Origin of the sequence: Sphingomonas sp. (genome assembly GCF_039594485.1) — a bacterium.
In the GTDB taxonomy this organism is placed as follows: domain Bacteria; phylum Pseudomonadota; class Alphaproteobacteria; order Sphingomonadales; family Sphingomonadaceae; genus Sphingomonas.
Map to the genome: position 1 here is coordinate 42030 of NZ_JBCNNI010000032.1, position 6666 is coordinate 48695.

Sequence of the window (6666 nt, forward strand, 5' to 3'; positions counted from 1 at the left end):
GCCCGGCGGTCGATCGCGGGCCTTCCGTTTCCGAAACTCTTATCGTTGAATATGGGCGCGTTCCCACAGGATCGCCAGCCCCTGAATGGTCAGATCGGGCTCGATATGATCGAATACGTCCGTATGCGGCGACAAAAGCGCGGCCAGGCCGCCCGTCGCCAGCACCTTTACCGGCCGCCCGACCTGCGCCTTCAGCCGCGCGACCAACCCCTCGATCATCGCGATATAGCCCCAGAAGATGCCGATATGCATCTGGTCGACCGTATTGCGACCGATGACGCTGCGGCTCTCGGGCTCCTGGATCGCGATGCGGGGCAGTTTGGCGGCGGCGGTCACCAGCGCATCCAGCGACAGGTTAATGCCCGGTGCGATGATCCCGCCCTTGTATGCGCCCTGATAGTCGCTGACGTCGAAGGTGGTCGCGGTACCGAAATCGATGGTGATCAGGTCGCCGGGATATAGCGCATGCGCCGCGATCGTGTTGACCGCCCGGTCGGCCCCCAGCGAGGCCGGCTCGTTGACGTCGATCACGATCCCCCACTCGGCGGCATCACGCCCCGCGATCAGCGGCTCCACGTTGAAGTATTTCTGCGCCAGCACCTCCAGATTATGGAGCGCTCGCGGAACGACCGTGGCGATGATGACGCCGGTCACATCCTGGCGCGCATAGCCTTCGAGCGCGAGCAGCTGGTTGATCCACACCGCATATTCGTCGCCGGTCCGGCGCGGATCGGTCGCGATGCGCCAGCGCCCCTTGATCGTGCGCCCTTCGAGCAGCGCGAAGACCACGTTGGTATTCCCGGCATCGATCGCAAGCAGCATGGGAGTCCTCAAAGCAGGAAAATATCACCGGCGTGGATGACATGGCTCGCGCCATCCGCCAAGCCGAGCCGTAGCGCGCCGTCCCCCGCCAGTCCGTGGAACACACCCTCCAGCGTCTGGCCATCGGGCAGTCGGGCGCTCAGCGGCGTGCCGAGCGGGTGCGCCCGCGATTCCCAGCGCGCGATCACCGCGGACAGCCCCCAGGTCCGCCACGCCTCGACCCAGCGTGTCATCGCCTCCGCCAGCCGGTCCTGCATGACAGCGGCCGGGACCATCACACCATGCGCCGCCAGCGAGGTCGTCGCGCGGTCAGGCAGGTCGGGCGCTGACATGAGGTTGATGCCGATACCGATGATCACCGCATCCCCTACCCGCTCCAGCAATATGCCGGAAAGCTTGGCGCCATCGATCAGCAGGTCATTGGGCCATTTCAGCCGAAGCCGATCTTCGATGGCGGGGAGGCAGGATCGCACCGCCTCTTCAATCGCCACCGCGGCGACCAGTGCCAGCGTCGCGGGGCTCGAATCGCCCGGGCGCAGCCGCAACAGGGTCGATCCGTAATAATTGCCATCGGGCGAGGACCATTCCCGCCCCTGTCGGCCCCGCCCCGCCGTCTGGCGGTCGGCGCGGAGCCAAAGGCCGTCTTCGCCGCCCGCCTCGGCGAGCTCGCGAAGATCGGCATTGGTCGATCCCGTTTCCGGGACGTGCAGCAATCGGCTCAGAACAGCGCCCGAGCAGCAGCGAGCGACCAGGCGCCCAGCAGCGGGATCGCCAGATAACCGACCGGCGAGACGAACAGCGCCGACAGGGCGATCAGCCCGCTCTCGATCGGCTGGACATCATTGGCCCAGCTTGCCGCCGGCTCGTCGAAGAACATCGTCTTGACGATACGAAGATAATAATAGGCACCGATCACCGAGGCGACGACACCGATCACCGCCAGCGGGAACAGCCCCGCCGCGACCGCCGCGTTGAACACCGCGAACTTGGCGTAGAAGCCGAGCAGCGGCGGAATACCGGCGACCGAGAACATGAAGAAGGCCATCGCCCAGGCCATCGCCGGACGCGTGCGCGACAGACCCGACAGGCTGGCGATCGATTCCATCGGATTGCCGTTCTCGTCCCGCATGCGGATGACGATCAGGAACGCACCCAACGTCATGATGACGTAGATGGTCAGATAGGTCAGCACCGCCGCGACGCCCTGCGCCGTGCCCGCCGCCAGACCGATCAGCGCGAAGCCGACATTGTTGATCGACGAATAGGCCAGCAGCCGCTTGATGTTGGTCTGCCCGATTGCCGCGACGGCGCCCAGGATGATCGACGCCAGCGCGGCGAAGGTCACGATCTGCTGCCACTGCTGCGCCGCGGAGCCCATCGCCACCACCGCGACACGCATCGCGAGCGCCAGCGCGGCGACCTTGGGGGCCGAGGCGAAAAAGGCCGTCACCGGCGTCGGCGCGCCTTCATAGACGTCCGGGGTCCACATGTGGAACGGCACCGCCGACATCTTGAACGCCAGGCCGGCGAACACGAATACGAGGCCGAACATCAGGCCGAGCGAGCGCGTACCCGTCGCCGCATCACGGCCATAGGCGAGCGCGATCTGCGCGAAATCGGTGCTGCCCGTAAAGCCGTACACCAGCGAGATACCGTAGAGCAGGATGCCCGAGGCCAGCGCGCCCAGCACGAAATATTTCAGGCCCGCTTCCGCAGAACGGCTGTCGCGCCGCATGAAGCTCGCCAGCACATAAGCCGAAAGGCTCTGCAGTTCGAGACCGACATAGAGGGTCAGCAGGTCGCCCGCCGACACCATCATGCCCATGCCGACTGCCGACAGCAGCATCAGGATCGGATATTCGGGTCGCAGATCCTCACCCGGCGTCTTGGCGAAGAAGCCCGGCGCCATGATGATGGCAACCGCCGTCGCCAGATAGATCAGCACCTTGGCGAAGCCCGCAAAGGCGTCGGCCCGGTACAACCCGCCAAAGGCCAGGCCGCCGGTGGTCGAAGGTCCGGCAAGCGCCACCATGGCGCCGGCCAGCACGAACACCGCCGCGATGGAGATCCCACGCGTCGAGCCCGTGCCGCCCCAGGCGGCGACGAGCATCAGCGCGATCGCGCCGAGGGTCAGCACCAGCTCGGGCAGGACCATCAAGAGGTTCAACGAAGTGCTCATCAGTGCGCCTCCCCGTGCGCAGCTTGGTGCTTAGGGGCATGGGTGGTGGCAAGCGCCGGATTGCCCGCGGTGGGGCGGCTGTCCGAACCGGGGTTCGCGCGGTCGACCCGCTGGAGCAGGATCGTCACGTCCTTGCGCATCGGTGCCAGGAAGCTTTCTGGATAGACACCCATCCACAGCGTCACCGCCGCGATCGGCGCCAGCAGCCACAGCTCTCGGCTCGAAAGGTCGGGCATCGCCGCCACCTCGTCCGACTTGATCTCGCCATAGGCGATCCGCCGATAGAGATAGAGCATGTACGCCGCACCCAGGATGATACCGGTGGTGCAGAGCAACGCGGTCCAGGTCGACACCTGATAGGTGCCCATCAGCGACAGGAACTCGGCGACGAAGCCGCTGGTGCCCGGCAGACCGATCGACGCCATGGTGAAGAACAGGAACAGCACGGCGTACTTGGGCATGTTGATCGACAGGCCGCCATAACGCGCGATCTCGCGGGTATGCAGCCGGTCATAGATGACGCCGACGCACAGGAAGAGCGCGCCCGACACCAGACCGTGGCTGAGCATCATGATCATCGCGCCCTCGATGCCCTGCTGGTTGAAGGCATAGAGGCCGATGGTCACGATCGCCATATGCGCGACCGACGAATAGGCGATCAGCTTCTTCATGTCGGACTGCACCAGCGCGACGAGCGAGGCGTAGATCACGGCGATCGCCGACAGCGCGAAGATCAGCCAGGTCAGTTGTCCGCTCGCCTCCGGGAACATCGGCAGCAGGAAGCGCAGGAAGCCGTAACCGCCCAGCTTCAGCAGCACGCCCGCCAGGATGACCGAACCCGCCGTCGGCGCCTGGACGTGCGCGTCGGGAAGCCAGGTGTGGACGGGCCACATCGGCATCTTGACCGCGAACGAGGCAAAGAAGGCGATCCACAGCCAGGTCTGGACCGAGGCCGGGAAGTCATAGGCCAGAAGCGCCGGGATCGAGGTCGTGCCCGCCGTGCGCGCCATATAGAGCATCGCGACGAACATCAGCAGCGAGCCGAGCAGCGTGTACAGGAAGAACTTGTACGACGCGTAGATGCGGTTCGCCCCACCCCAGATACCGATGATCAGGTACATCGGGATCAGGCCGGCTTCGAAGAAGACATAGAAGAGGAACAGGTCCTGCGCCGCGAAAGTGCCGATCATCAGCACTTCGGTGAACAGGAACAGCCCCATATATTCGGGAACGCGCTTGTCGATCGAGCGCCAGCTTGCGCCGATGCAGATCGGCATCAGGAACACGCTGAGCATGATCAGCAGCAGCGCGAAGCCGTCGATGCCGAGCGACCAGCCGAACGGACCGAAAATGCCCGGTGCATGCTCGACGAACTGCCATTGCGCGCCGCCCACGTCGAACTGCGTCCAGAGCAGGATGCCCAGCGCAAAATCGACAAGGGTCGCGGCCAGCGCCAGCCAGCGCGCACCGTTCGCATTGAGGAAGAGGCAGGCGATCGCGGCAATGGCCGGGACCGCCAGCATGACGGAGAGGATGGGGAAGCCCTGCATCACGCGATCAACCCAAGATGGCCCAGGTGACGGCCGCGGTCAGGCCGATCAACATGACGAACGCATAGCTGTAAAGATATCCCGTCTGGAAGCGCGCCGCACCCTTGCTGCCCTGCTGGATGATCCAGGCGACACCATTGGGGCCGAAGCGGTCGATCGTCTTCTCGTCGCCACGGTGCCACAGGAACCGGCCGATCGCGAAGGCGGGGCGCACGAAGAGGAAATGGTAGATCTCGTCGAAATACCATTTGTTGAGGAGGAAGCGGTACAGGATGCGGAACTGGTCCGCGAACTTGGCCGGGAATTCCGGCGCGCGGATATAGGTCAGATACGCGGTCAGCAGACCGAGCAGCATCACCACCGTCGCCGACAGCTTCACCCACACCGGCACGCCGTGCATCGAATGCATGAGATGCTCGTTGAAGGCGATCGCGCCCTTCCAATAGGTCTCGCCCGACTCCGGCTCGATGAACCAGCCGTGGAAGACGAAGCCCGCCGCGATCGCGCCGATCGACAGGACGATCAGCGGGATCAACATGACCAGCGGACTCTCATGCGGATGATAGCCGCCGGTGCCATCGGGCATATCGGCATGACCGGCACCGTGCACGTGCGGCTCGTGCCCGGCATCTTCCGAATGCGCGTCATCATGATGTGCATCATGGGCATGGCCGTGTGCATGGTCGTCATGGCCGTGGCCATGCGCGTCGTGCAATGCGTGCTGGATATGCTCCGACCCGGTCCAGCGCGGCTTGCCCCAGAAGGTCAGGAACATCAGGCGCCACGAATAGAAGCTGGTCAGCAGCGCGGCAATCACGCCCGCCCAGAAGGCGAAGCCCGAACCACCCGCATAGGCGACCTCGATGATCGCGTCCTTCGAGTGGAAGCCCGCGAAGCCGAACGCCATCGGATTGCCGAACAGAGCCGGAATACCAACGCCGGTGATCGCCAGCGTGCCCATCATCATCGCCCAGAAGGTGAGCGGGATGTGACGGCGCAGGCCGCCATAATAGCGCATGTCCTGCTCATGGTGCATCGCATGGATGACCGAGCCCGCACCCAGGAACAGCAACGCCTTGAAGAAGGCGTGTGTGAACAGGTGGAACATCGCCGCGCCATAAGCGCCGACGCCGGCGGCGAAGAACATGTAGCCGAGCTGCGAACAGGTCGAATAGGCGATGACGCGCTTGATGTCGGTCTGCACCGTGCCGACGGTCGCGGCGAAGAAGCAGGTGCAGGCGCCGATGACGGTGATGACGCCAAGCGCGGTCGGCGATGTTTCGAACATCGGCGACAGGCGGCACACCATGAACACGCCCGCGGTCACCATGGTCGCCGCGTGGATCAGCGCCGACACCGGGGTCGGGCCTTCCATCGCGTCCGGCAACCAGGTGTGCAGGCCGAGCTGCGCCGACTTGCCCATCGCGCCGACGAACAGCAGCAGGCACAGCACGGTCATCGTGTCGAAGCGGTAGCCGAGGAAGCCGATGGTCGAACCCGCCATGGTCGGCGCGGCCGCCAGGATTTCGGGGATCGATACCGTCTTGAACACCAGGAAGGTGCCGAAGATGCCGAGCATGAAGCCCAGGTCGCCGACGCGGTTGACGACGAACGCCTTGATCGCGGCCGCATTGGCCGACGGCTTGCGGAACCAGAAGCCGATCAGCAGGTAGGACGCGAGACCCACGCCTTCCCAGCCGAAGAACATCTGGACCAGATTGTCCGCGGTCACGAGCATCAGCATCGCGAAGGTGAAGAGGCAGAGATAGGCGAAGAAGCGCGGCTGATCCGGCTCCTCGCTCATATAGCCCCAGCTATAGAGGTGGACGAGCGCCGAGACGCTGGTGATGACCACCAGCATGATCGCGGTCAGCGAGTCGACGCGCAGCGCCCAGTCGACCGACATGTCGCCGCTGGTGATCCAGTGGAGCACCGGCGTGACCGTCGCGACATTGGCGCCGGTCAGATAGCCGATGAAAATCGGCCAGGACAGCGCGCAGGAAATGAACAGCGCGCCGGTCGTGACGACCTTGGCGGGCACGTTCCCGATGGCCTTGTTGCCGAACCCCGCAATGGCGGCGGCCAGCAACGGCAGGAAGACGATAGCGAGGATCA

Annotated in this window: 5 protein-coding genes; all 5 read right to left on the minus strand. The window is 64.8% G+C overall.

All coding sequences use genetic code 11. The features are described 5' to 3' along the window. Positions 1–39: 39 nt before the first annotated feature. From ABDV78_RS14840 to nuoL, 5 genes are read right to left on the minus strand one after another with little or no spacing between them, the layout of a single operon-like run. Positions 40–822, minus strand: a complete 783-nt coding sequence (locus ABDV78_RS14840; RefSeq protein WP_343528192.1) for a type III pantothenate kinase — start codon at positions 820–822, stop codon at positions 40–42. An 8-nt stretch (positions 823–830) separates the two neighbouring features. Beyond that, positions 831–1535, minus strand: coding sequence for a biotin--[acetyl-CoA-carboxylase] ligase (locus ABDV78_RS14845; protein ID WP_343528194.1), 705 nt, complete (start codon positions 1533–1535; stop codon positions 831–833). Positions 1536–1540: 5 nt separating this feature from the next. Further along, positions 1541–3001: an NADH-quinone oxidoreductase subunit NuoN gene (nuoN, locus tag ABDV78_RS14850; RefSeq protein ID WP_343528195.1), complete on the minus strand. Its 1461-nt coding sequence runs from the start codon at positions 2999–3001 to the stop codon at positions 1541–1543. Continuing rightward, positions 3001–4551, minus strand: coding sequence for an NADH-quinone oxidoreductase subunit M (locus ABDV78_RS14855; protein ID WP_343528196.1), 1551 nt, complete (start codon positions 4549–4551; stop codon positions 3001–3003). The genes nuoN and ABDV78_RS14855 overlap by 1 nt, the downstream gene beginning before the upstream one ends. 7 nt (positions 4552–4558) lie before the next feature. Then, entirely contained in the window at positions 4559–6664 is a 2106-nt protein-coding gene (gene nuoL / locus ABDV78_RS14860) for an NADH-quinone oxidoreductase subunit L (RefSeq protein ID WP_343528197.1), read from the minus strand. Positions 6665–6666: the final 2 nt, after the last annotated feature.